Source organism: Bacillus sp. PPSBB_2 (assembly GCF_045291115.1).
GTDB lineage: Bacteria > Bacillota > Bacilli > Bacillales > Bacillaceae_G > Bacillus_A > Bacillus_A cereus.
Window position 1 is genome coordinate 2,618,131 of record NZ_CP147983.1, and the last position, 25,037, is coordinate 2,643,167.

Sequence of the window (25,037 nt, forward strand, 5' to 3'; positions counted from 1 at the left end):
GAAGTATAAGGTGTTATTCTAATTTATGTTAAGGGGGGAAATAAAGTGGTTTTAGGTAATCCAATTGCAAAAGGGAATACAGCAGAAATTTATTTAACTGATGATAAGGTTGTAAAATTATTTAAAGATTACCTCCCAGATACAGAGTCTATGAATGAAGCAAAAAAACAAAAATATGCGTATTCATGCGGGTTGCCAGTTCCAAACGTATTTGAAGTGAAAAAGATACAAAATAGACAGGCAATTATTATGGAACATGTAAAAGGGGACAACATTGGTGATCTTCTGCTTAATAATTTAAATGAGGCAGAGCGTTATATCAGCCTTTGTGTTAATGAGCAAAAAAAGATCCATGCTATACATGTGAATACAGATGAAATGGAGTTAATGAGGGAAAGGTTAGAGCGTCAAATTAAATCTGTGCATAAATTGGATGAAAAACAAAAGGAAAATATATTAAATAAGTTAGAAGCAATCAAATTTGAACATAGATTATGTCATGGGGATCTCCATCCATTTAATCTAATTCTCAGTAATAGTAATGTGAAAATTATAGATTGGGTAGATGCTACTTCAGGTGATATTGGTGCAGATGTATTTCGTACATATTTATTGTACGCTCAAGCTTCAGTAGAATTAGCTGAAATGTATTTACATATATATTGCAGAAATACGAGGTTATCAAGAAATGAGATCTTTCAATGGGCTCCTATTATTATTGCAGCTAGGTTAACTGAAAAGGTGTCAGCTAATAACATTGAATTACTAAATAAATTAATGATTCAGTAGTGTAATTAAATGAGTAAAATTATTAGATTTTGCTTACAAAAAATATAGTAGTAAAAAAAGGAGTCCGTTTTATGAAAACTGATGAATCGATTTCATTGACCACCGAATTTGAGAAATCTGCTCCTGCGCTACAACTTTCGAAATTACATAAGCGGTTCGGTGAATTTATTGCAGTCAATCATATTGATTTAACTATTCCAAGGGGATCTTTTTACGGAGTTGTTGGTCCTAATGGAGCAGGAAAAACTACATCTTTATCGATGGCTGTTGGTTTGTTACGACCGGATGGAGGGAACGCTAAAGTTTTTGGGATTGATGTTTGGGGTAATCCAAAACAAGCTAAAGCGCTGATTGGGGTATTACCAGATGGGTTGGCTTTACCGGAAAGACTTACTGGTCGTGAATTATTAACATATATGGGATTGTTAAGAGGAATGAATGCCAAGGAAGTTGCTCAGCGGACAGAAGAATTACTTGCAGTATTAGAGCTGAATAATACTGAGGGGACTTTAGTTATTAATTATTCTACTGGTATGCGTAAAAAACTCGGCCTTGCACTTGCACTTCTTCATGCGCCAAAATTACTCGTTCTCGATGAACCGTTTGAGGCAGTAGATCCCATTTCTGCAACTACTATTAAAAAGATTTTACAGAAATTTGTTAGTTCAGGTGGTTCTGTAGTATTTTCTAGTCACGTCATGGCATTAGTTGAACAACTTTGTGATCACGTTGCGATTATTTCGCAAGGGGGAGTAATTTCATCTGGAAAGATGGAAGATGTTTGTGGTGAAGAAAAACTAGAGGATATTTTCATTCGATTAGTAGGTAAACCCGCCACTAAAGGAGGGGAATTGTCTTGGTTAATGTTTTAATTCAAATGAAGTTATCAATGCTTAAACATTCAATGAATCGTGGCAGGGCAGTGTTATTTATTATGACAGGATTAGTTGGTTTGTTGCTAGCGATTGGAACTATTCTACTTTTTTCTTTTTATCCAACAGAACAAACTATATCAAAAAGCATTTTATATGTAACATTCGCTATTTGGGCACTAGGGTGGATTATAGGTCCGATGCTTACTGGAGGAGACGGAATATTACGTCCTGAATATTTTGTGTTGCTTCCGCTCAATTCTTATAAACTAGCTAGGATGCTTCTCGGTGTAACTTTTATTGGAGTAGGCCCACTGGTTAGTTTTTTAGCTTTCATAGGATTATTAATCTATGCAGCTAGAATTAGTATATATGCAATTGTAGTTGCGGTCCCGGCAATTATTTTACAGTTAGTTTTTGTAGTGTTGTTATCAAAAGTAATAGTTAGTATTATGGGTGAGGCGATGAAATCAAGAGTCGGTATGGAAATGGGAGCGATGTTCATTGGTTTCATTATTGCATTTCTAAATGTGGGCTGGTATGCACTTCCTGTAATCAATAGAATAATATTTACTGATACCGTGCTACTTTACATGATGCCATCTAGTTGGACAATACTTGCTGTTGAGTACGCAAGTCAATCTAATTGGTTATTAACCAGTGTTTTCTTGAGTGCAATAACGATATTTTGTGGACTTCTTTTATTTATATGGACTACATTATTGACTAGAAGTACAGTGAGAGATTCTAAAAAAATCCAAAGTGAGATTACTAAAAAGCATTATAGAAAAGTTTTTAAAATCTTTTTTGAAACTAAAATAGGAGCGATCATAACTAAGGAGCTAAAATGTTGGGGGAAGGATCCACAACGAGGGCGTTTCTTGCGGATGGGAATATGGATAGGTGTATTTTATGGGATTATAGTTACAATTGCGGATATACCATACTTAATGCCTTGGGCGGGAGTAATTATGATTGTATTTACAAGTATGTTTGCTTGTAATTTATATGGTTTCGATGGAAGCGCGTTATGGTTAACGTTGGTGACACCTGGCGCAGAAAGGATTGACGTGCGTGGTCGTCAATTAGCTTGGTTGATAGCTATTGGTCCTGTAGCAATTTTAACTACAATAATTTTCACTTTTACTAGCGGACTTACTTTCGTTTATCCATGGGTATTTGCAGTAGTCCCAGCTTTACTTGGTGGGGCAGTCGGCCTTATTGTCTTATTTTCTGTAGTTAATTTAATTCCAATTACTGATCCACATCGCCGTGGAAGAGGAACGATAATATCTGGTGACGATATGAATGCGAGTAAAATGTTTATAACCACGTGGCTCATGCTGTTGATGGTGCAAGTAACAACGATACCCTCGTTACTAGTTGTATGGTTGGGGACATCATTACATATACAATTCATACAATGGTTAGGTGTACCGACTGGGGTTTGTACGGGAGTGTTTTTAGCATGGCTATTTGGGCGCATCGCTTACAAAAAACTTGAAAGAAATGGCCCTGAGTTGCTATTTGAAATGAAAAGTGGGGTGAAAATTAACAGTGATAATCACAAAAAGAAAATTCGTAATACAGAAATAGAATTACCGAAGAAAAAACTTGCCGTTGTTGTTCTTCTTGTGTTTATGGGAATCTTTTTCTTAGTGCACCAAAGTATAGTGCCGATTGTCTTTGAAATATTTGATGTGGATGAAAGAGTCCGTCTATTCTTTCTTCCGCGCTACCTTCCTCATATTGCCCGTATTCCAGTAAGTATCATTTTCGCTGTACTAGGTATAGTGTTTTTGTATAAAGCAATATTAATTAAGATACAGCACGCAAAAGAATCACAACTAATAAAAGATGATATGTAAAACATTCCTAATCAATTAAGTTTTTAGCGGATGTTGTTCAACTATAGTTACATAGTTAAACAACATTCGCTTTACATATTTATTAAGGAATAATTATTTTCAAGTTTTAATCTATAAAGATTCATTATCCGTACTTGTTCCTCCGTTAATTCTTCTTTATCCCAATACATATGCATTAAGCTATATTCAAAAATCTCTTTTAATTTAATAAATAATGGAAACTTGTCTATCATCTCTTTTGGTAGTTCATTTTCCTCTTGGTAGCCTTCAAATAGTGCTTTTGTAATAGAATACTCATAGTCAACGATATTCCCATTTCCAGCAAATGAATATTCTATCGCACTATAAATAGGAACGGCTAAATCGAATATGTAAAAATGTTTTTGGAATGAATCCAAGAGAATATCAACTTAACAAAATGCCTAGTCAATCATTTGTTAAACTAAATTTAAATAAAGAAGGGGCGTTTAAAATGAATATTTCTAGAAAAATAGAGGTTGAACAGTTACGAGATAGAAAGAGTAAGCTATTTGATAAAGAGGTACTTAACATATTAAATGGTCAAGTTATGTATGAAGAATTTAAAAACGAAAAGCTAATGGGTGATTCTGATTATGCCCCATTTAATGAGGCAATGTGTGTGAACTCGGCTACTACTCAAGTTTTTAATGAAGAGTTTATTAAAACAAGAGCGAAAGGACATAACAGTTCAGTAGAAAGTTATATAAAAAAGGTTATAGATCCGTTAGAAAACCTTTTTACGAAAAAGTATAAATGTATTGTTCTATGGTTTGGTGAAGATATGTTTTGCCAAATGAACCTACTTACCATACTTTCTCACCTTGAACAGTCTGCTTATGAAGGGAAGGTATACTTAAATAGCTTTAGAGAGGATGAATTTAAAGTAAATCAAATTGAACTTGAATTGGGGAATTATTCTTCTATATACAATGAAGTATTAGTAAACCATAAAAAGACCTCTCATAAAGTACCACCTGTAATGTATCAGGCTATAGACTTATTTTTAGAAATGTTAACAGAAGATAATGCAGTAATGAAATTCATCTCTAAAAATAAAGATTTATCAACTCGTGAATTATTAATAAAGTTGTTTTATCTTTTTCCAACAATCGGATATGGAGATACTCAGTACATAGAGCTGATTAATAAAATAAAGAAGAAAGCTACACCCAAAATATAGGTGCAGCTTTCTTCTTATAATTGCTCAAGTAATTCTAATTCTTTTTCTACAAATAGCATTAGTTCTTTAATTGTTTCACCAGAAAAATCAAAACGAATACCGGCTGCATCATACACTTCTTTTATAGATTGCGAGCTTCCTAGTGATAATGCCTTTTTATAATTTTCTAGCGCTTGCTTAGGATCCTCTTTATATTGTTTATACATTTGTAATGCACCAAGTTGGGCGATCGCATATTCAATATAATAAAATGGTACTTCAAAAATATGGAGTACAGGTAACCAACTCGTTGCTATCCAGTTTTCGTAGCCATCAATATGTATGACGCTAGACTGATAATATTTTTGAAGTTGTAAGTATTTTTCATTTCTTTCTTCAGAAGTATGACTTGGATTTTCATACAGCCAGTGTTGAAATTGATCGACAATAAGCATAATAGGTAAATATGAAATAACATCTTTAAAGAAGTTAATTTTTGCTTGTTTTAAATCTTTTTTGTCTGTATAGAAGGTATCCCAATAATTAAGCGAGAATAACTCCATTGTCATACTGGCTAGCTCAGCTGTTTCAGCTGGAATTTCTATATACTGTCGTAATTTTAATGGTTTTATGAGTTCGTTATGAATACTATGACCCATTTCATGTATAAAAGTGACAATATCATCTTGTGTATAATTTAAGTTCATAAAAATATAAGATAATTGTGAAGCTGGTAAGTACTCACAAAAGCCACCAGCTGCTTTTCCTTTGCGGCTTGTTAAATCAAGACAATTGTGTTTATACATTCGGTTTAAAAGTGCTGAAAATTCAACATCTAGTTTATTAAAGATATGAGTGCTCTTTTCAATTAAATCATTTTCATTTGTAATAGGTTTAAGTACTTTTTGATCTGGAGTTACAGCTGATACATCCCACGGGCGAAGTGTATCAACTTGCAGTTTATCTTTTTGCTCTAGCAATATTTTATCTTTAAGCGGCACAACATACTTACGTATCGATTCAGCTAGTTCATAGCAATCTATCGCTGAATAATCAAAACGCTCGTATTTTTTGAACATATAATCGCGATAATTCTCTAGTTGAATATTTTTTGCTTTTTGATGGCGAATTTTAATTAATTGATTTAATATGTTTTGGAGTTCTTTTTCAACAGATAAAAATTGTTCAGAAATAATGGTTTTTGCCTTTTTACGGGTGTCACGATTCGAATCTTGTAAATAGGATTGTAATTCTGTTATCGTTTTTTCTTCTCCGTCCCAAATTCCACTTAATCCTCCAGTGATTTCAAAGTACTCTGTGACTAATTTGTCTTCCTGTATTTCTAATTCGATATTTTCCTCACAAAATAACTTTTGAGCATTTTTTATTTTTGTATCTAATAAACCATATACGTTAGAATCTAATTCCATTCGAAAAGGTGACTCTAAATATTTATTATCCAATAAATTTTGGTACCGCTTTAAAAGTGGCTTTACAAATTGTTGATCATGTTCAAAAGTATCCTTTATTTCTTCATCATCCGTATTACATTGAAAGGCGATGTAATGTGATCTTAATTGTTCTTCGATGTCCCAAATTACTTTTGACTGCTCTTTTAACCAATTTTCAAGGTCTAGTTTTGAAGAAATTATTTTATTTAATAAAGTCGAAAGAGTTTTTTCCAATTGTAGTACATTACTAATATCAATCGTATTTACATGTTGCATTATATATCCCTCACTTTTTATTTATTCATAGAGATATTCTATTTATTAATTGTAATTCCCTTGTTAAGTGGGGTAAATGTGAAATAATGTTAAATTTAATAATTAAAGAAGGTATTTATATGTCAAAGTAAAAAGTTTATCGTAAATGAAAATATATGGAGGGGTGCTGCATGAGAAAGGGAAAGAAGTTACTTGTATTTTTATTTCCACTTGCTTTATTATGTGCCTGTGAGAATGACATTGAAGATGCTAAAAGTGAAGAGTCTATAGTGATGGATATTGCTACAGCCGCGGTAAAGGAGGAATCTTTTTTTAGTGCTGCTATAAGAGATGAAAAAGAAAGAATATTAGATTTAGAGATTGCTGATAGCGAAGATAGTAACGAAATAAAAAATGATATTAATAAAAGATTGGTGATACAAGGTGTAACGTCTTATAAAATCAATATAACTCAAAGAAATAGAGAAGTTGTAAAGGCAGAGAGTAGATGGAATCAAGTTTTTGGACATATATTTGATGACGTATTCAGAAAAAATGGATATGAAGGGTTTGGTATTCAGCAAATAAATTATAAAAAGAATCAACCTGTTACCATTGATATAAAAACTAAGATTAGCGATGATGAAGTAGGGGCGAGAGAACTTGGACAGAAAATAGAAAAAGAAGTTGAAGGGGTACTTAAAACAGAAGCAGTAAAGAAATGGATTGAAAATGATTCATATGCTATTGGGATTTACGATATAGATGATCGGAAAATTAACTAATTGAGGAATGAATGCTATATGAATGAAAAATCGATATAATTAAATATAGAATTACTGAAGGAGGTGTAAGATGTATAAGTATTTACATATTTTAAACGACATAGAAAATATGATTCAAAATGGAGAAATAAGAGAAGGAAAGAAATTACCGTCTATACGGTCACTCGTTACGCAATATGAATGTAATAAGGCAACAGTTATACGTGCTCTTCATGAATTAGAAAAGCGTCACATTATATATTCTGTCCCTCAAAGTGGATACTACGTTGTTAAAAAATCAGAGAGTACTATAGAAAATAACGAGATAATTGATTTTGCCTCCTCAGCACCAGATCCAGATGTTTTTCCGTATTTAGATTTTCAACATTGTATTAATAAGGCTATTGATACGTATAAAAATGATTTGTTTGTATATGGAACGCCGAAAGGCTTACCATCTTTAATACCAGTTATTCAAAAACAACTAGCAAATTATCAAGTCTTTACAAAAGAAGAAAATATTTTTATAACATCAGGTGTTCAGCAGGCACTTGCTATATTAACTTCTATACCATTTCCGAATGGAAATGAAACTGTATTAATTGAACAACCAACATATCATCTATATATTGATTATCTAGAAATAAATAAAGTTCCTGTAATCGGTATTAAACGTACGAATGAAGGTATCGATTTGAATGAATTGGAGCAAATATTTCAAACCGGAAAAATAAAATTCTTCTATACGATACCGAGATATCATCATCCGCTTGGAACGTCTTATTCTAAAGATGAGAAAGAAAAAATCACACTATTGGCTAAGAAATACAATGTATTTATAGTGGAAGATGATTATTTAGCAGATTTAGAAACTGATTCAAAAGCAGATCCATTATATAGCTTGGATAATTGTAGTCATGTCATATATTTGAAAAGTTATTCGAAGATTATTTTTCCAGGTTTACGGGTTGGAGTTGCGGTCATTCCACCATCCATTGCAAATGCGTTCTATACATACAAAAAGATACTAGATATTGATAGTCCGATGATTTCTCAAGCGGCTTTAGAAATTTATATAAAGAGCGGTATGTTTGAACGTCATAAAAGTAAAATTAATTCTTCCTACTATAATAGATCAATAAAACTAGCAGAAACATTAGAAAAAGTGCAAAATGAAGATCCATCATTATTTACATATAATAGACAAAACACATTTGGAATACACACCTGTTTAGAAATGCAGAAAAACATAGTTACAGAAACACTTATACAAAAATTAGGTGACATGCAAATAAGTGTCGATACTATTGATAAGAATTATATGAGGAATTTCCCTAAAGAAAAACTATTAAAATTAAATGTTTCGAATGTAAAAGAAGATAAGATTGAAGAAGGTATTCGTAAAGTAATTGGGGAAATCAAGCAATTAAGACAGTTTAATTTTCAGTTTAGAAAAGAATAATTTGAATTAGGGGTTTGTTTGGTTTTGAGGCGAAAAATCATTCTCTTGTTTGTATGTAGCGCTATAGTAGTTGGTGTAATGGTTGTGGCTAAATATAAAAAAAGAGATCAATGCATAGCAGTTGCAAAGTATTCAAGAGGTATTATCGTAGATCAAAATAACGAACCTATAATTAATGTGAAAATTTATGAAGATTCAATTGAAAGTAAGGAACACAGTATTTCAAATGCACAAGGTGAATTTGAAATACTAGATGGGGTTTGTGGTGAGATTGTTTTACAATTAGTTACTCCTGATGGAGAAATCTATACGAGAAAATATGATAGGAAGTATATACCAGAAGTAATAAAGCTGAATTATAAAAATAAAAGTGAATAAGATGAAACCATTACGGAGAAAAATAGCAGTTGTGGCCGGAGCAATTATATATGTAATTGGATAATTATATATTTTTTAAGAGCACTCTTAGCAAAGAGTGCTCTTTTTCATCAATGTAAATATTTACTTATCATCTTTTTAAAGTGATTTTTATCATAATTTACATATTGCGTAGCTGTATTTCGTATTGGATCTCCGGCATAAAATCTTTCATACAATTCGTGTCTAGATCCTAATGGACTTCCAATGATATCCCAGGCCAACTTAAATAATTTTGTGCGTTGTTCGGCATCTATATTCGTTCCTTTAAAGTACTTTTTCAATAAATCAGCTATCGGACTTTGGAAGTCATTCGAGCTCGAAGGAAGTTGAATGAACCCACCTGCTCCAATTAATTGTAAAATTTCTATTGCACGGGGATAATATTTGGAACCAAGATTCCTTGCAGTTTCGATATATTTAAAATTCGGCAAATAAGTTTTCGTTTCATTTGTAGTACCTTCAACTTCTGCAGCAATTAAAAGTGCGCGAATTGTTTCGATTTGCATAATTAATTCCCCAAGCTTCACTTGAACATACAAATAAGTAGTAGCACCGATCGCTTCAGCAATTTCACAAGCAATTGCAGTTATAAATTCTAGCTTTACTACTAATCGTACAATTGCTTGGTGATAAGCTAAACTACTAGAAGCTACATCTGACTTTATTGCCCATAACGCTTCAGGGTTGTTATATAGTAAGACTCGTTCCCATGGTACAAATACATTATCAAAGATTAATAGTGCATCCATTTCATCGTACTGTGAGCTAAGAGGGGAATCAACTGTAATTGAATGTGTATTCGCAAATGGTTCTCTACAAACCATATGTAATCCAGGGGAATTGGCTGCCACAATGAGAAAGTGAGCTAAATCTTTTTGCGTATCAGTCAGTTTTGCTAATGGATAGATTAATAAATCATTTGAATAAGGAGAAGCAGTACCAATCATTTTAGCACCACTTAAATAAATTCCATCAGAAGTTTTTTTCGTAACTCTTAGTAATCCTAAGTCGTTTGTATTCAACATTGATTCTGTAGATCGATTTATTTGTGGATCACGTTGAACTACGCTTAAGAATAAGTGATTATCTCTCGCTTCTTCATAATAAGATGTAATTTTATTTGGAAACTGTGCATCGAATTTTTTATAAAAATATTTTGATACGTACCAGCCAGTAAGTCTCGATCTTGCGTAATCAGATAGTCTACTCATTACACCGTCTGTAGCATAACTCCACGTTTCAAAAGCGGTTCTCCTCATTAATAATTCGTTATAGGAATTCGGAACTAAAAAGGCTGTATGAACAAATTCTTTCGTTTTTGGACTAACATATCCAACAGAATCTCTTCGTATTGGATCATCAAACAATGTAAATAAATTAGAAATGGTACTTAATGTTCCTGCAAAATGTTTGTCTGTAGTTACATCTACTTTTTGACCATAGAGCCAAACGTTACGACCATCTTGTAAGCTCTTTATATAGTAATCTTTCAAATTTTGCATATTTCCTCCTTCTAAAGACTATTCATATATTTGGACATCTTTTAATGGTGGGGAATATACGTGGAAAGTTATTACTGCTGAATCTGTAGCATTATACATTTTATGCACAGTATCTTTTTTTACTGTGAAAATATTTCCCTCTGTAAACTCTTCAATCCGCTCGCTATTATTTTCGTACGTTATATTTTGTAACGTACCATTGACTATTAGTATACATCCTACAGATATTCCATGATCGTGCACAAAGGTCTTTGCTTTGCTGGGGAAATTTAATACTAAAATCTCTACAAATTCAGATTGATAGATAATGTTCCTTCCGTATTCAAGGTTAACTGGTGAAGTAATAAAAGGAGCTATTTTATGAAGTGAAATATTTAATGATTGAATAGTGTGTATTAAATTGAACGTATCGTAGTTACATAGGTTATTAAATGCCTTTCTTATGTTATGAATCAATTGCATGTACAACTTCCTCCTAAGCATTTGCAGTGAAAGAAAGTAATCTCCTATTATATCGTGTGTAGTCGATTACATAACATTGTATTGAATAAATTCAAAAAGGTGACTGGTTTTAATTGGGTAATATTTGCTCTAGACTACATGGTAATTAATTCCTTTTTTATGATATGCTTGAACTATAGCCCGCTTTCTATTGGAAAGGTGATGAAATAAATGGCAGTTCTTTTAGTGGAAAATCTATATCAAATGTCTATTGTTTTACTGATTTTATGTTCATTTTGTTTTTATAGATATTTAAAGAAAATAAAAAAGGAAAGAAAGCTTACAGGTTTTGAAATTACGATGTATATCGTTACGCAACTTGCCTATTTCATTTGGGCGGCAACAACTTTTCTTAAAATGTTATCAGAATAGTAATCTTAAAGTGTTAGATGCTGAACAGTAATGTACAGGAGCAGTAACGGTATAAACGTGGGCAAGGGTAATTTCTCTAGTGGGTAAATAAATATAGTCGATAACTAGATGGATAACAATATTACTTATAACATCTTTATAAAAAGAGAGGATATAAATGGAACAATATAAATTAATTTTAAAAGGGCCTAAACAACTCAAGTGGGAAATAAATGAAATTAAGGACATACAGGACGATGAAATTATCGTTAAAACAATCGCAGGAGCGATAAGCATTGGGGCCGAGTTACCACAGTATAATGGATCCGATGTTACGGAAACGAATCCTTTTTATCCAAGAAAAACTGGATATGAAAGTTATGGTGAAGTGATTCAAGTTGGTAATAAAGTAACACATGTAAACGTAGGTGATAAAGTAGTTTCTTTTTATGGACATGAAACGATAGGGATAGTTAAGGGGCATAAAGTAATCCGAGTGCCTTGTTCTATACAACCTAAAGTTGCTTTATTATCTATTCTTTCGTGTGATGCTGCTAAAGGAGTATTGAAACTAAACCCGCGACATGATGAAAAAGTACTTATAACTGGAATGGGAGTTATTGGTTTGTTCGCTTGTTATTTCTTAAAATACTATCTAGGCATTGAGCACGTGGATGTTGTTGAGCCTAATAAAAATAGAAGAGATTTTGCAAAGAAGTTTGGTCCGAAAAACATATATGATTCAGAAGAGAAAATAATAGAAACATATAATTATGGTTTCGAATGTTCTGCTACAAATAGTGGGTTCCATACTTTGCAAAAAGCTCTTAAAACTAATGGTAAAATATGTATACTATCTGATGGTAATATAGAAGAACTAACATTAACTGCTAACTTTTATCAGAAAGAATTGCAAATCATTGGATCAAGTGATGGATACGATTATCAAAAGCATGCAGATTGGTTTTTTGAAGAAATAGGAAAAACACCATTTATAGAAGAGATCTTTCAACATGAAATACATTATACTTCACTCATACAATGCTTTGATGAATTGAGTTTAGGGATAATTAAACCATTAAAAGTATATGTTTCATATGAATAACGAAAAAAATGAGAAAATATTTGTCACATACCTTACAAATGTTTCGTCACATTTATGATTACTAAATGAGGAGGAACATATATGAAAATATTTGTAGCAGGTGCAACGGGTGTAATAGGACGTTCTTTATTGCCAATGTTAATAAAAAATGGGCATACAGTTTTTGCGATGATCCGTAATACTTCGCAAGTAGAAGCAATGAAAAAGGTTGGTGCCATACCAGTAATAGCTGATGTATTTAATAGAAAGGCTGTATTTTCTGTATTAGAAGAAACAAATCCCGATGTAGTTATTCATCAATTAACGTCATTATCTTCATGGGATTTTGAGGATAATGCAAAAATTAGAACAAAAGGCACTCGTAACCTTGTCGATGCAGCTAAAAATGTAGGGGTACAGAAAATAATCGCTCAAAGTATTTCATGGGCGTATGAACCAGGGGATACATTTGCGACTGAAAAAGATTCACTACATATTACTGCTTCCATGCCTCGACAAGTCACTGTTAATGGCATATTGAAATTAGAAGAAGCTGTTACTGAGTTACCTGAATCGGTAATACTTCGTTATGGCACATTATACGGACCAGGAACATGGTATGCGGAAAACGGATTAATAGCAAATCAAGTTCGTAATAATGAGATTATTGCATCAGATGGGATAATCTCGTTTATACATGTTGAAGATGCTGCAAGAGCTACTATGCTAGCCCTTAATTGGCCTTCAGGAATCGTAAATATTGTAGATAATTATCCAGCAACTAGTAAAGAATGGTTACCAATATATGCAGCAGCGATAGGGGCACCTAAGCCTAAAGTTCAAGATGGGAAAGATAGTTGGGAAAGAGGAGCTTCCAATAATAAGGCGCGTAAAGAGTATGGTTGGATACCTTTATTTCCATCATGGTCTGAAGGGTTTAACAACTTAATAGGTAAGTAAAACACAACTTTAATGGGAATGATAGTAAAATACACCATTAAAGGATTGGGTTATTATGAATATAATTTTGGAAAGTATTATATTAACTTTTACTGGAATAATTGTTTTGAAAATGACAGGTAGTGCATCTGTCAGCCAAATGACAAGAGCTGAAATCATTATAGTTGTATCAATCGGCCGTATTATTGTGGAACCTGTATTAAGTAGAAAAGTAGTCCCATCTATATTTGCGGCTATCATATTTGCAAGCATACTACTTATCATTCATTTCTTTGAATTGAAATCAAGGAAGGTGGAACAATTTCTAAATGGAAGTAGCATTATAATTGTTGAAAACGGAGAGATTGTAAAAGAGAATTTGATGCAGGCAAAAATGTCGGAGCAACAACTATATATGCAATTAAGAGAAAAAGGAATCCATGATGTAAAGAGTTTACAGCAAGTTACAGCGGAACCGAATGGTCGTATTGGTTATCAATTAATAAAAGAAGCACAACCAATAACTTTAGAAATGTTAGAAAAAGTATTAGATCGGTACAATATAAAAAGATAATTTCTCGTGAGAAAAAGCCAATACTATAACGGAAGTATTGGCTTTTTTATTTTTCTACAAATGTAAGGATTAATAAAATAGGGTGGATTTTAAACCAATCATTATAATAGATATAGGCTTATAATTGTGCTATATTCAATGGACTTATAGTGAATGTGGTAAAAAATTAATTTGGCATAGGTAGACGCAGCGTTAAAATTTATAAGTTTTTAATGTGATACTAAAAATGGATTGAAAATAAGGAGATAGATACATAATGGAATTTTGGGAATCAAGTTTTATCGAAAAACAAACGATGTGGGGATTTGAATCTACAGAATCTGCAATTTTGACAAAAGATTTTTTTCTTGAAAAGAACGTTAAAGACATATTAATTCCGGGTATTGGATATGGAAGAAATGCAAAGGTTTTTATCGATAATGGTATAAAAGTAACAGGTATTGAAATTTCAAAAACAGCCATTGATTTAGCAAAGCAAAATGGACTAGAAGATATTAGTATCTATCACGGTTCGGTAAATGAGATGCCTTTTAATAACAAACTGTATGATGGGATATTTAGTCATGCACTTCTTCATTTGTTGAATGAACAGGAAAGAGAGAAATTTATTGAAGATTGTTATAATCAGTTAAAACCAGGCGGATATATGGTTTTTACAACTGTTTCTCAAAAAGCCCCAATGTATGGAAAAGGAAAACAGCTGGAGCAAGACTATTATGAAATAATGGAAGGCGTAAAAATGTTCTTCTATGATTCTGAATCTATAAAACGAGATTTTAATCAATATGGATTAGTACAAGTTTCGGAAATTGATGAACCAAATAAGAACGTGGTAAATAAACCTTCAATCAATTTTTTTACGATAAAATGTAAGAGAGAACTATAATTAAAAGTTATTAAGAATGATTAAAGATGTTTATATATTGATTATGCACAAATAAAAAGGACAAGCATATAATAGAAGTACCTATTAACTTTAAGTAACCTTAACTTTCTTTAATAGGATATCTCAAAATCCCCAAAAAGAGCACTTGCGGAAACAAGTGCTCTTTTATTTTTTGTTTCATAAATATTTATAGTTGCAAATTTCGTGCAATAAAAATAAATCTGAGAAAAATAATCATATCTTTATTATACGATTATTTTTGAACTACAAACGTTATAGCATTTGTTTTTAATTGAATGTGTCTTTCATCACGAACTATATTATAAGCTAATTCTTTTATTTCAACTTTTACTTCTTTCCATCCTTTATAAATGCTTTTTAATAGACGTATTATTTCTTCGGTTGGGAGATTAATTTCAATTAAAGCTTCTAATTCTTCATTCGTTTTTAAATCAATTTTTTGTATGTTAGAGTTAATAATCAAACAATTAATACCGCCGTTTTTTGTCCCTTTTTTCATAGAATGAAGCACGTTTTTAAAATCTTCTTCTGATTTGACATGTTCTAAACTTGATACTGCAACGATATAATCATAAGCGTTAGAGTCAATATGATAGTTTTCAATTGCTGCTTGTTCTGTTTTTATAACCTCGAATACATCATGTTCTTTGCTATAAGTTTGTAGCTTTGTTAAAGCGGAATTAAGTAAATCAACACATGTAACAGTGCCGCTAGTATTCCTTAACTTTTGTGCAATTGGAATGCTATTTCTACCGACGCCAGAGCCAAGATCAAGTACTTGCAAGTTGTTTTGTCCTTCAAAGTGATCCATCAAGTCCATAACTGTTTTAACCGGTTTGTACAGCCAAGAGCCAATTTCAAATAGTTTATATTGTTCATAGCAAAGGTCGTGATATTTCTTTTCTTCTTGTCTTATGTAATCGATACGGTTCACATTGTTTCAACTCCAATATTTTTATTGCAAAATTCATATGTAGAACAACCTTTTATATTTGTTTGAATTCGAAAAATACCACCAGCATGTGGATACTCTTTTAATTCGTCATCCGTCATTCTTGTTCTGGCTGTTGTAACATATAAATCTGTTAAATTAGGTCCTCCAAATGTACATGATGTTACATATAAAGCTGGAATTGGAATATTTAATATTTGTTCTCCAGTAGATGGATTCCATCTAGTTATTTTTGAACCTCCCCAATGTGCAATCCATAAACAACCTTCTTCGTCAATTGTCATACCATCAGGTAGACCATCATTTTCAGAGAAAATGATTACATCACTTGGATTATGAATTTCTCCAGTACGTATATTATATTGATAGCGAACCACTTTTTTAGTAGGTGTATCTATAAAGTAAAAGTATGTATGATCAGGTGACCAAGCAATTCCATTTGATGTATTTACATGTGAAACTTTTTTCTCTACACTTAAATTATGATGTAAACAATACAAGGAACCTGCAGCATTCATACCGTATGTATCTGTAGAACCTGCCCAGAAACGACCAGCTGGATCACATTTTCCATCATTGAAACGATTTTCTATTAAATGTGGTTCAGGGTCAAAAATATGTGTCAGTTTCTCGGTATTTACATTAATAGAATAAAAGCCTTTTTCCATAGCTAAGAGTAATACATCCTCTAAATATGGAACAACACAGCCAATTTGTTGATTGAGAGCAATTACTCGGTTCGTATTAGCGGTAGGATTGTATATGCATAATTTTCTCTCCATAATATCAACCCAATATAAAAGTTGCTTTTTTCCATCCCAACATGGTCCTTCAGCTAAACTTGCTTTAGCATCTAAAACTAATTCTATATTACTGAACAAGATGTTCACCTCGCGTTATAAGATATTAATATAATTCGATAAGAATAGAGGTAAACCTTTTAGTCAAAGGATATTAAAATTTATACTGTAGAAAAATGACCTTCTCACAAGTGATTAAAAAAGTGTATAAACAAGGAGAGGAAAATGCATATGATGTTTTATGAGATTGTTTGCTTTTCTTGTAAGAATATATTTCGTGTTTACGAAGGCAGTGAAAAATATAAGCGATTTAAAGAGAAACCAAACGGGGCATATTGTTGTGATGAGTGTAGTCATAAAATTCAATTAGAAGCGATAAAGAATTTTTTTAGGTAATTAAACTAAAATTCCGGAAATCATAACTTAATTTTTATTTTAGAAGATTTTTTAAGAATAATGTCTAAATATAGAATGTAAATAAAGATGAAGTATACACAAAACAATTCGTTTAATCGATAAGTATATATTATGAAAATTGAGTTAGAAATAAAAACGGCAAGCTAGAATTCGCTTGCCGTTTTTTTTATAGTTTTGTATGTATTTGTATACCTTTTGCTTTTTCTTTTTCGTTCTTTACGCGTACAATTAAATTATAAGATCCAGATTTTGGTGCTTCAAAAGAAAGTAAACCTTCTTTTTGAGAAGTGACTTCTTCTTCGTAAATGACCTTATCGTCTTTAGTGATTTGTAATAAAATTGTACCCTCTTCAACGGTTGCATCAAAAGGAAATTGTACATTTCCTTGTTCAGTTTTGATCGTTTGTACATCGTAATACCCTTTCAGGGAGCCAATGTTTAAAGTTGTTTCGCCGTTTTTTTGAACCTTGGTGACTTTTACTGCTGTATTACCACATGCGCTTAATAATACAACAAGAGTTAGAATGAGAAATAAACGTAGTAATTTCATAGTGATCCCCTTTTTATCATTATAAAATTTTTCCAATGCGTAAATTAGTTTATCATTTTTTTATAAACAAATATATACATTAAAACTAAAAGTTGTTATTTAGTGATAATCTCTTATATACCATTTGGTTTCTATTAGTCTAAGAAACTTCAGTACATGTTGAATATTCGATTAATAAAATGTTATAGGAGTTAAATATTTTATCTTACTATTAGATTACTTGAATAAAAAGAAAACACCGAAAGTATATATAAAAGCAGGTACTTTCGGTGTTTTCTTTTTTACTATCGTGAATACATTTTTGGACATTCATCACCACTTGGCTCATAAAAACAATGGCTTTTAAACTGTCCTACAAATGGCTGATTATACCATTCAGGTGGACAAGCTCCGACTGGACGGAAATACCAAAGAGCCCATCGTGCAGGCCAGCGCCATTCACCTTGTAAAACTTTTCGTGCGATTTCTTTTTCTGATTCACGAGCGAGTTGGTAAAAATATCCATATTGTACTGCTTCAAATCCGCCGGGGCTTTGATATACAGCGTCGCGTACGGTACGGAGTTGTTTAAAATCTAAGCAATCACAAAATACACGGTTTACTACAACGCATCCAACTAACTCCTCACCTTGGCGACCTTCGCCTTCAGCTTCAGCACGAATTAAACGAGCTAGTAAATCAACATCACTTTCATTGTATGGAATAAGGGGCATAGTGATACCACCTTTCTGTTATAGTAAAGAGTGTATGTTATAAAACAATCTGCGTGCTTTTTTACATAAAAATAACATTTAATTTTAAGAGGAGCTTGTATAAAAAGAGCTAATTAGTAATAGTAGATAAATATAAAAGGGAGAGGTATTATGTATCGAATTCATAAAGACCATATCATTTACTCAATGTCACCAGAAAATAAGCCTTGTATGGAAGTGGAAATTGGGAGCAGTCTTGTATTTGAAACATATGATTGCTTTGAAAATCAAATCGATTCTGAAGATGTTGTGTTTCAAGAATTAGATTGGAACCGAATTAATCCAGCCACTGGACCTGTATATGTTAAAGGAGCAGAACCTGGCGATATATTAGCCGTAACGATTGAAAAGATTAAAATTGCAGAGCAGGGCGTTTTGACTACAGGTGCAAACCTTGGTGTAATAGGTGATGAGTTAAATGAAAATACAGTGAAAATTGTCCCAATACATAATGAACATGTTTTGTTTTCAAGTGAACTACAAATCCCGATTAATCCAATGATTGGGGTAATTGGTACTGCACCGAAAGAAGAGAGCATTTCATGTGGCACACCGCATGATCACGGCGGGAATATGGACTGTAAAGAGATTAAAGAAGGAACAACATTACTACTACCAGTTAATGTCCCAGGAGCACTATTAGCGTTAGGTGATTTACACGCAGCGATGGGTGATGGTGAAATTGGTGTTAGTGGTGTAGAGGTTGCTGGTGAGGTAACGGTGACAGTTCAAATTATAAAAGAAAAGAAATGGCCGTTACCAATGGCTATTCAAAAAGGAAAAATGATGACGATTGCTTCAGAGAAATTGTTAGATGATGCAGCAAGTCGTGCTGTACATAATATGGTAACATTTTTACATGAAGAATTAGCAGTGTCTAAAGCTGATGCAACTCTTTTATTATCGGCAGCAGGTAATTTAAAAGTTTGCCAAGTTGTGGATCCGTTGAAAACGGCGCGTATGGAATTAGGGATGGATTATGTGGAGAAACTAGGATTTACTTTTAGTAAATTTCATATTAAATAGATAAGGGACGAAAAAGGATACTTTTGTATAAAAGCATCCTTTTTTTAATTTACGGATTTTGTGAAAAGAGGTAGTATTTATTTTATATAAGTATATTTGAGATTGTGGATTAAAAAGGAGTTCAATAATGGTCAAAATTATGATTGTAGAAGACGATATGAAAATTGCAGAACTATTATCAACATATGTTGCGAAATATGGTTATCAAGGAGTTATTGTATCGGACTTTCAAAATGTATTAGACATTTTTTTAGATGAACAACCAGAGTTAGTTTTATTAGATATTAATTTACCGAGTTTTGATGGTTACTTTTGGTGTCGTCAAATTCGTGGTGTTTCTACATGTCCGATACTATTCATTTCGGCTCGTGAAGGTACGATGGATCAAGTTATGGCGTTAGAAAACGGTGGCGATGATTTTATTCCGAAGCCTTTTCATTATGAAGTTGTAGTGGCGAAAATTCGTAGTCATTTAAGACGTGCATATGGAGATTATGCACCGAAACTAGAAGAGCGAATGATTGAGCAACAAGGCCTTTGTTTATATCCTGAAAGACTTGTATTGAAACTTAGAAACGAAGAGATTGATATAACGAGAAATGAAGCTATTTTATTAGAGACATTAATGAAAAATTATCCGCGTGTTGTGAGTAGGGAAGTGTTGTTAAATAAATTATGGGATAGCGAATCTTATGTTGATGATAATACATTAAGTGTAAATACAACACGTGTGCGTAAAAAGTTACAAACGTTACATATAGAAGGTGCGATTGAAACGATTCGTAGTGTTGGATATAGATTGCATATTACTTGGGATACTGGTATAGAAAAATGATAAGGTTGTTTATACGTGATCATATACCACTTATTTGCTTTACTATAATTCAACTACTAGCTATATTTCTCGTATATTGGTTTGATGGGCATAATCATATTACAACGGCGTTATATGCAATGTTTCTAGGTGTTTTCTTTATGGGAAGTTATTTAGTGTTTCGTTATTTTACACATCGTTCTTTTTATGAGCGCTTAGCAAACCCGATGCAATCTTTGGATGAATCTGTTCAAAAATCTGATTTTGCAGCTGTATCGGCTGCTCTTCAAGAACTACTTGAGGTGCAATATCGACATTATCAAAATCAGCTGCAAATGCAAGAGAGAAAAAATAATGACCATTTAACCTTTATGAATCAGTGGATTCATCAAATGAAAACACCTTTATCTGTAATAGAATTAATTACACAGGATGAAGTAGATTCACGTTTTGAAAGTATAAATGAGGAAACTGATCGATTAAAAAAGGGATTAGAAATGGCTCTGTATGTCGCACGTTTAGAAGCATTTACACAAGATTTTTATGTAGAAAGAGTACAACTATATAAAATAGTGAATGATTCGGTACATGAGCATAAACGGTTCTTTATCCGGAATTTTGTATATCCAGAGCTTGAAATTGATAAGGACATTACAGTAGAAAGTGATGCGAAATGGTTACAATTTTTAATTGGACAAATACTATCGAATGCGATTAAATATTCATCTGGTAGTAGAGAGAAGATTAAAGTGAAAGCTTGTAAGGAAGGTAATAATGTTATACTTGAAATTTCTGATAATGGTGTAGGAATACCGAAGCAAGATTTACCAAGAGTGTTTAAACCTTTCTTTACAGGAGAAAATGGTAGAGATTTTAAAGAATCAACTGGAATGGGGCTATATCTCGTACATGAAATTACGAAGCAATTAGGACATAGTGTAGAAATCCATTCAGAAGTTGGTAAAGGTACCGTTGTACGTATTAAATTTTAAATGTGTAAAAATGACTCAGGCTAAAGAACTTTTGAAATAAGTTTTTTAGCCTTACTTTATATGGATTAAATAAAATGATATAAAAGACTGGTATGATCCTAATAAAAGGTCGTGTAAGTATGTGTAATGACACAATAATAAATAAGGCTGTTAAATGAGAGGTTTTTAATAATTTATTAATATTTAAATAGTTTTTTGTAAGAAAAAAGCTCGCCCTTTGAAAGAGCTAGCTTCATGAATTTTAATTAAGTAAACAAACTTAATAATTTATATCCAATTAATCCTAAAATAGTGATAGGAACCATCATTAAGAAAGAAGAAATTCGATTAGCATTAGAGCGTTCTAATACAAGAATCAAGATAATCCCGACTATGACTTCGGTATATCCAACAGGTAACATGTGACTATAGTCTTCAAAATTTAAAAGAATGTGAAGTCCATCCGTTACAAAAACGCCACTAATAAGCGCGCTTCCGAATTTATGAAGTGGATCCGTAGTATCTTTCCATAGAAAACCTGCAACTCCAAAGATAGTTCCTCCTATACATGCACATACAATCCATACGGATATAAAATAAATAGAGTGAGCTACATTTTTAATAACTATTGCATAACCATAGTAGCCTAATACCATACCGAGTAGTGCAAGGATACCAGAAAGTATAGCTGTACGCTTAGAATAACTAAAGCTAGCCACAAAAAAGGATGGAACTAACCAAATGCTTCCTAGATTAGCTAATGAATTCCAATGTCCAGGAAGTATACCTTGCCCCAATTTAGTTAGTATACCAACAATTATCCCTACTATAATCGGGACGAGAAAAATCCTTAAAAACATATTTAACTTTGTGATTTTTAATGTCCTGTCCATAAATTCAATCCTTACATTAATATTTTCTGTAAAGATATAATAGCTTATTACAAGGGAATAATCAATAAAAATTTATCGAAAAACAATAAGTTATTATTGGATAATGAATAACATTTTGTTTTTATACAAAATTTATCCCGCTTTAATGGGCAGTAAGACCCCCACCTCAAAATTCAGCGAAAGCAAAGAAATTAGGTGGGGGTCGGGCTGCCCATTAAAGTCCGATTGGTTCAACTAATAATCAGTGGGGATGAAGAAAACCCCCACTGATTAAAGTTTCACTTTATATAATAGAGAGTGCTTAGAAGTTTACTACTGGGGAAATCTAAAGGACGTATTACAATCAATGTAACTTGTGCTTATTCAACATGAAGTTAAGGAATGATAAATAAACCTAAAAGAAAGCAATCTTTTTAACAGCACATATAATTGCATTTACTCATACAGTACTAGTATGGTACAATATGGTTATTAACGACGGAAAGGAATGATGGGTGGACGATGATTAACTAATCTTATTTTTAAATGTTGAAATTAAATAAATTTCAATTTCTAAAAAATAGGATTAGTCTGCCCAATTTCCATACAACGGTATTGCTATTTATATTGCGCAATAGCTTATTTGGGTATAAATAATGTAATGACTAATCCTGCCAAATTTATTTGGGAGGATTTTTTATTCTCCCTTAATGAAAGGGATCGGTATTTATGAAAGAACTATTAAAATTAAATGATGTTTATGTTGAAATAAAAGAAAATATGTTGTTAGAGAAAATGAATGTGACAGTAAAACAAGGGGATGTTATCGGATTAATCGGTAAAAATGGTGCTGGTAAATCAACGTTACTTCAATTAATAAATGGGAAGATTGAACCTTCAAAAGGTACTGTTGAATGGATGCAAATGAATATGACAACAGCATATGTTGAGCAAGAAATAGAATCTTTTATTAGTAATGATGTAATTGCAAAAGAAGCAGAACTTCTTGCGAAATGGGGCGTGCCAACGAACGATTTTCATACTTTAAGTGGTGGTGAAAAGCTGAAAATTCGATTAGCAAAAGGATTTGCTGAAAATCCTAATGTCTTAATATTAGACGAACCGACAAATCATTTAGATGAGATCAGTACGGGATTTCTCATTAAACAAATAAAAAACATGAAAGGTACAGTTATCGTTGTATCGCATGATCGATATTTTTTAGATGTTGTCGCAACAAAAATATGGTCAATTGAGGACAAAAAATTAATTGAGCATAGTGGTAATTATACGAGCTACATGAAAGCACGTGAGAAAAAAAGAAAGTCGCAGCAGCGTGAATATGAAAAGCAGCAAAAAAAGATAGAACAAGTAGAAACACATATAAAAGAATTGAGTTCATGGTCACAAAAGGCACACGCGCAGTCTACAAAACAAGAAGGTGTGAAAGAATTCTATCGTGTAAAAGCGAAGCGAATGGATGCACAAGTGAAGTCAAAACGAAAACGACTTGAAAAAGAGCTGGAGAAAGCGAAAGTAGAACGTGTGAAAGAAGAGTATTCAGTTGAGTTTTCTATTCAAGCGAACAAAAAAGTAGGAAAACGTTTTTTAGAAGTGAAGCAATTAAAAAAAGACTTTCATGGGAAAGTATTATTTGAAAACGTTAATTTTACAATTCAGCACGGTGAGAAAGTTGCGATTGTTGGACCAAACGGTAGTGGGAAAACAACATTACTGAAGATGATTATGGGAACGGAAACTGCTGAAGGAGAAATATGGATTTCACCATCTGCGAACATCGGCTATTTAACACAAGAAGTTTTTGATTTACCGCTTGATAAAACACCAGAAAATTTATTTTTTAAAGAGACGTTTGAAGAAAGAGGAAAAGTCCAAAATTTAATGAAACATTTAGGGTTCCAAGCTTCTCAATGGAAAGAGCCGATTGAGCATATGAGTATGGGAGAAAGAGTAAAATGTAAGCTAATGGCTTATATTTTAGATGAAAAAGATGTACTCATTTTAGACGAACCGACGAATCACTTGGATCTACCTTCACGTGAACAACTTGAAAATACATTAGCTGAGTATAACGGAACATTAGTAATTGTATCTCACGATCGATATTTTTTGGAGAAAACAACTAACACAAAACTCGTGTTTTCAAACAATACGATACAAAAGCAGCTAGAAGAACCTACGAAAACAAGAGATGATATTGAAGAGCTACGTTTAACGTTAGAAACAGAGAGACAAGAAGTATTAGGGAAATTAAGCTTTTTAACTTCTAACGACAAAGAATATAAAGCACTGGATGAACGGTTTATGGAACTTACGAAGCAGATTAAGGAGCTTTAATGTAAGTAAGGGGGATTAACATGGATGAAGAGAGATTCACTAAGTTATTTAAAATAGATTGTGGAGATATATACCTACAAGAGTTTACGGTCAAAGATACAGAGAGTATTTATAACATATCCAATCAACCGGAAATAGAAAAGTTTTTACCGGACTGGAAATCGACGAAAGAACAAAGGGTTAATTGGGTTGTAAATTATGAAATACCAGAAAATAAAGCGTTTCTTCATGCAGTGAGAACTACGACTAACATAGATGATCACATATTAAGACTAGGAATATTTAAGAAAACCACAAATGAATTTATTGGATGGTGCTGCACAGGTATGAAAGAAGAACTCCCTTCACCAAACAGAGAGATAATGTATGCTATCTCAAATGAACATCAAAATCATGGCTATGCTACAAAAGCGACTAAAGGTTTAATTGACTTTTTGTTTAAAGAAACAAATTTAAATGTCCTTAACGCAATTGCTTTAATTAACAATGTAGCATCAAATAAAGTTATTGAAAAATGTGGGTTTATTTATAAGAGCCAACAGAGGATAGAAAATCAAATATATAATCATTATATATTGAGAAGATCTGAGTGGATAAAAATATAAC

Annotated in this window: 27 protein-coding genes; 18 read left to right on the forward strand and 9 right to left on the reverse strand. The window is 32.4% G+C overall.

All coding sequences use genetic code 11. The features are described from left to right. The first annotated feature begins 45 nt into the window (after nt 1-45). From V6946_RS13050 to V6946_RS13060, 3 genes are all read left to right on the forward strand, one after another. Nucleotides 46-789, forward strand: coding sequence for an aminoglycoside phosphotransferase family protein (locus V6946_RS13050; RefSeq protein ID WP_006929222.1), 744 nt, complete (start codon nt 46-48; stop codon nt 787-789). A gap of 71 nt (nt 790-860) precedes the next feature. Beyond that, nucleotides 861-1,661, forward strand: coding sequence for an ABC transporter ATP-binding protein (locus V6946_RS13055; RefSeq protein ID WP_366981575.1), 801 nt, complete (start codon nt 861-863; stop codon nt 1,659-1,661). Continuing rightward, nucleotides 1,646-3,529 carry a hypothetical protein gene (locus V6946_RS13060; RefSeq protein WP_366981574.1) on the forward strand — a complete coding sequence of 628 codons (1,884 nt, stop codon included), beginning with the start codon at nt 1,646-1,648 and terminating at the stop codon, nt 3,527-3,529. Before V6946_RS13055 ends, V6946_RS13060 begins: the two co-directional genes overlap by 16 nt. A 71-nt stretch (nt 3,530-3,600) precedes the next feature. Here V6946_RS13060 and V6946_RS13065 read toward each other — a convergent pair whose 3' ends face one another. Continuing rightward, complete coding sequence (locus V6946_RS13065) at nt 3,601-3,927, reverse strand: aminoglycoside phosphotransferase (protein WP_366981573.1); 327 nt, start codon at nt 3,925-3,927, stop codon at nt 3,601-3,603. On the opposite strand from V6946_RS13065, the gene V6946_RS13070 reads away from it, so the two are divergent. Beyond that, entirely contained in the window at nt 3,918-4,730 is an 813-nt protein-coding gene (locus V6946_RS13070) for an AraC family transcriptional regulator (protein WP_231392313.1), read from the forward strand. The genes V6946_RS13065 and V6946_RS13070 overlap by 10 nt on opposite strands. A 14-nt stretch (nt 4,731-4,744) precedes the next feature. On the opposite strand, the gene V6946_RS13075 is transcribed toward V6946_RS13070, so the two are convergent. Then, on the reverse strand, nt 4,745-6,436 hold the full coding sequence (locus V6946_RS13075; RefSeq protein ID WP_006929518.1) for a M3 family oligoendopeptidase: 1,692 nt from the start codon (nt 6,434-6,436) through the stop codon (nt 4,745-4,747). A 170-nt stretch (nt 6,437-6,606) separates the two neighbouring features. Between V6946_RS13075 and V6946_RS13080 the strand changes: the two genes are divergently transcribed. The 3 genes from V6946_RS13080 (at nt 6,607) to V6946_RS13090 (ending at nt 9,019) form a co-directional block, all read left to right on the forward strand. After that, complete coding sequence (locus V6946_RS13080) at nt 6,607-7,200, forward strand: DUF4030 domain-containing protein (protein ID WP_001225387.1); 594 nt, start codon at nt 6,607-6,609, stop codon at nt 7,198-7,200. Nucleotides 7,201-7,270: 70 nt separating this feature from the next. Beyond that, nucleotides 7,271-8,641, forward strand: a complete 1,371-nt coding sequence (locus V6946_RS13085; protein ID WP_149215687.1) for a PLP-dependent aminotransferase family protein — start codon at nt 7,271-7,273, stop codon at nt 8,639-8,641. A 24-nt stretch (nt 8,642-8,665) separates the two neighbouring features. Beyond that, nucleotides 8,666-9,019 carry a serine/threonine protein kinase gene (locus tag V6946_RS13090; RefSeq protein ID WP_033692968.1) on the forward strand — a complete coding sequence of 118 codons (354 nt, stop codon included), beginning with the start codon at nt 8,666-8,668 and terminating at the stop codon, nt 9,017-9,019. Between the two features lie 110 nt (nt 9,020-9,129). Here the strand turns inward: V6946_RS13090 and V6946_RS13095 are convergent, their stop codons facing one another. Together V6946_RS13095 and V6946_RS13100 are read right to left on the reverse strand one after the other, a co-directional pair. Continuing rightward, nucleotides 9,130-10,563, reverse strand: coding sequence for a 4-hydroxyphenylacetate 3-hydroxylase family protein (locus tag V6946_RS13095; RefSeq protein ID WP_006929512.1), 1,434 nt, complete (start codon nt 10,561-10,563; stop codon nt 9,130-9,132). A gap of 18 nt (nt 10,564-10,581) precedes the next feature. After that, nucleotides 10,582-11,025, reverse strand: a complete 444-nt coding sequence (locus tag V6946_RS13100) for a cysteine dioxygenase family protein (RefSeq protein ID WP_001176008.1) — start codon at nt 11,023-11,025, stop codon at nt 10,582-10,584. Between the two features lie 210 nt (nt 11,026-11,235). On the opposite strand from V6946_RS13100, the gene V6946_RS13105 reads away from it, so the two are divergent. The 5 genes from V6946_RS13105 (at nt 11,236) to V6946_RS13125 (ending at nt 14,898) form a co-directional block, all read left to right on the forward strand. Further along, the gene (locus V6946_RS13105; RefSeq protein WP_000279694.1) at nt 11,236-11,436 is read left to right on the forward strand and encodes a hypothetical protein; all 201 of its coding nucleotides are present in this window, start codon (nt 11,236-11,238) and stop codon (nt 11,434-11,436) included. A gap of 157 nt (nt 11,437-11,593) precedes the next feature. Beyond that, a complete protein-coding gene (locus V6946_RS13110; RefSeq protein WP_366981572.1) occupies nt 11,594-12,520 on the forward strand; it encodes a zinc-binding dehydrogenase in 927 nt (308 codons plus the stop codon). Nucleotides 12,521-12,601: 81 nt separating this feature from the next. Next, the gene (locus V6946_RS13115; RefSeq protein WP_006929510.1) at nt 12,602-13,459 is read left to right on the forward strand and encodes an NAD(P)-dependent oxidoreductase; all 858 of its coding nucleotides are present in this window, start codon (nt 12,602-12,604) and stop codon (nt 13,457-13,459) included. Between the two features lie 55 nt (nt 13,460-13,514). After that, a complete protein-coding gene (locus tag V6946_RS13120; protein ID WP_001021411.1) occupies nt 13,515-14,012 on the forward strand; it encodes a DUF421 domain-containing protein in 498 nt (165 codons plus the stop codon). A 256-nt stretch (nt 14,013-14,268) separates the two neighbouring features. After that, nucleotides 14,269-14,898 carry a bifunctional 2-polyprenyl-6-hydroxyphenol methylase/3-demethylubiquinol 3-O-methyltransferase UbiG gene (locus V6946_RS13125; RefSeq protein ID WP_006929509.1) on the forward strand — a complete coding sequence of 210 codons (630 nt, stop codon included), beginning with the start codon at nt 14,269-14,271 and terminating at the stop codon, nt 14,896-14,898. Between the two features lie 253 nt (nt 14,899-15,151). Here the strand turns inward: V6946_RS13125 and V6946_RS13130 are convergent, their stop codons facing one another. Together V6946_RS13130 and V6946_RS13135 are read right to left on the reverse strand one after the other, a co-directional pair. Next, nucleotides 15,152-15,853 carry a class I SAM-dependent methyltransferase gene (locus V6946_RS13130; protein WP_006921575.1) on the reverse strand — a complete coding sequence of 234 codons (702 nt, stop codon included), beginning with the start codon at nt 15,851-15,853 and terminating at the stop codon, nt 15,152-15,154. Next, nucleotides 15,850-16,752: an SMP-30/gluconolactonase/LRE family protein gene (locus tag V6946_RS13135; RefSeq protein ID WP_006921576.1), complete on the reverse strand. Its 903-nt coding sequence runs from the start codon at nt 16,750-16,752 to the stop codon at nt 15,850-15,852. The genes V6946_RS13130 and V6946_RS13135 overlap by 4 nt, the downstream gene beginning before the upstream one ends. Nucleotides 16,753-16,896: 144 nt before the next feature. On the opposite strand from V6946_RS13135, the gene V6946_RS13140 reads away from it, so the two are divergent. After that, the gene (locus V6946_RS13140) at nt 16,897-17,067 is read left to right on the forward strand and encodes a DUF2197 domain-containing protein (RefSeq protein WP_000551047.1); all 171 of its coding nucleotides are present in this window, start codon (nt 16,897-16,899) and stop codon (nt 17,065-17,067) included. Nucleotides 17,068-17,254: 187 nt separating this feature from the next. On the opposite strand, the gene V6946_RS13145 is transcribed toward V6946_RS13140, so the two are convergent. Both V6946_RS13145 and V6946_RS13150 read right to left on the reverse strand, forming a co-directional pair. After that, nucleotides 17,255-17,638: a hypothetical protein gene (locus V6946_RS13145; protein WP_000771814.1), complete on the reverse strand. Its 384-nt coding sequence runs from the start codon at nt 17,636-17,638 to the stop codon at nt 17,255-17,257. 284 nt (nt 17,639-17,922) lie between these two features. Further along, nucleotides 17,923-18,351, reverse strand: coding sequence for a cell wall hydrolase (locus V6946_RS13150; RefSeq protein ID WP_006921577.1), 429 nt, complete (start codon nt 18,349-18,351; stop codon nt 17,923-17,925). A gap of 150 nt (nt 18,352-18,501) precedes the next feature. On the opposite strand from V6946_RS13150, the gene V6946_RS13155 reads away from it, so the two are divergent. The 3 genes from V6946_RS13155 to V6946_RS13165 all read left to right on the forward strand — a co-directional run bounded on the left by V6946_RS13155 (nt 18,502) and on the right by V6946_RS13165 (nt 21,222). Continuing rightward, the gene (locus V6946_RS13155) at nt 18,502-19,416 is read left to right on the forward strand and encodes an acetamidase/formamidase family protein (protein WP_000285661.1); all 915 of its coding nucleotides are present in this window, start codon (nt 18,502-18,504) and stop codon (nt 19,414-19,416) included. Nucleotides 19,417-19,543: 127 nt separating this feature from the next. Further along, the gene (locus V6946_RS13160; protein ID WP_000239007.1) at nt 19,544-20,251 is read left to right on the forward strand and encodes a response regulator transcription factor; all 708 of its coding nucleotides are present in this window, start codon (nt 19,544-19,546) and stop codon (nt 20,249-20,251) included. Then, on the forward strand, nt 20,248-21,222 hold the full coding sequence (locus V6946_RS13165; protein WP_033692331.1) for a HAMP domain-containing sensor histidine kinase: 975 nt from the start codon (nt 20,248-20,250) through the stop codon (nt 21,220-21,222). Before V6946_RS13160 ends, V6946_RS13165 begins: the two co-directional genes overlap by 4 nt. Nucleotides 21,223-21,467: 245 nt before the next feature. On the opposite strand, the gene V6946_RS13170 is transcribed toward V6946_RS13165, so the two are convergent. Continuing rightward, nucleotides 21,468-22,094 carry a DUF6518 family protein gene (locus V6946_RS13170; RefSeq protein ID WP_406622326.1) on the reverse strand — a complete coding sequence of 209 codons (627 nt, stop codon included), beginning with the start codon at nt 22,092-22,094 and terminating at the stop codon, nt 21,468-21,470. A 708-nt stretch (nt 22,095-22,802) separates the two neighbouring features. Here V6946_RS13170 and abc-f point away from each other — a divergent pair. Both abc-f and V6946_RS13180 read left to right on the forward strand, forming a co-directional pair. Beyond that, nucleotides 22,803-24,431 carry a ribosomal protection-like ABC-F family protein gene (gene abc-f, locus V6946_RS13175; protein WP_000661370.1) on the forward strand — a complete coding sequence of 543 codons (1,629 nt, stop codon included), beginning with the start codon at nt 22,803-22,805 and terminating at the stop codon, nt 24,429-24,431. A gap of 20 nt (nt 24,432-24,451) precedes the next feature. After that, nucleotides 24,452-25,036 (forward strand): GNAT family N-acetyltransferase, encoded by a 585-nt coding sequence (locus tag V6946_RS13180; protein ID WP_006921584.1) that lies wholly within the window; start codon nt 24,452-24,454, stop codon nt 25,034-25,036. Nucleotide 25,037 lies beyond the last annotated feature (1 nt).